This is a genomic window from Pseudomonas sp. GW821-FHT04D07 (assembly GCF_059420225.1).
Window position 1 is genome coordinate 1 of sequence record NZ_JBWKTH010000069.1, and the last position, 745, is coordinate 745.

General features: G+C 57.3%; 1 protein-coding gene. It reads right to left on the reverse strand.

Annotated elements, in window-relative coordinates:
• Nucleotide 1: 1 nt before the first annotated feature.
• Nucleotides 2–745, reverse strand: a 744-nt coding sequence (locus tag AC07T0_RS31725; protein WP_495004873.1) for a ribonucleotide-diphosphate reductase subunit beta, incomplete at its 5' end; no start/stop codon positions are given.

Sequence of the window (745 nt, forward strand, 5' to 3'; positions counted from 1 at the left end):
ATCAATCCCAGCTCAACGCCCCGCCAGTCTGATACTCGATCACCCGCGTCTCGAAGAAGTTCTTCTCTTTCTTCAAGTCCATGATCTCGCTCATCCATGGGAACGGGTTGGTCGTACCTGGGTATTCTTCCTTCAAACCGATCTGCGACAGGCGACGGTTGGCGATGAACTTGAGGTAGTCCTCCATCATCGCCGCGTTCATGCCCAGCACGCCGCGCGGCATGGTATCGCGGGCGTATTCGATTTCCAGCTGGGTGCCCTGCAGGATCATCTGCGTGGCTTCTTCCTTCATCTCGGCATCCCACAGGTGCGGGTTCTCGATCTTGATCTGGTTGATCACGTCGATGCCGAAGTTCAGGTGCATGGATTCATCCCGCAGGATGTACTGGAACTGCTCGGCCACGCCGGTCATCTTGTTGCGACGGCCCATGGACAGGATCTGGGTGAAGCCGCAGTAGAAGAAAATCCCTTCCAGCACGCAGTAGTAGGCGATCAGGTTACGCAGCAGTTCCTTGTCGGTCTCGACGGTGCCGGTCTTGAATTCCGGGTCGGAGATCGAACGGGTGTACTTCAGGCCCCAGGTGGCCTTTTTCGCCACCGATGGAATCTCGTGGTACATGTTGAAGATCTCGCCTTCATCCATGGCCAGCGATTCGATGCAGTACTGGTAGGCGTGGGTGTGGATCGCCTCTTCGAAGGCCTGGCGCAGGATGTACTGGCGGCACTCGGGGTTGGTGATCAGGCG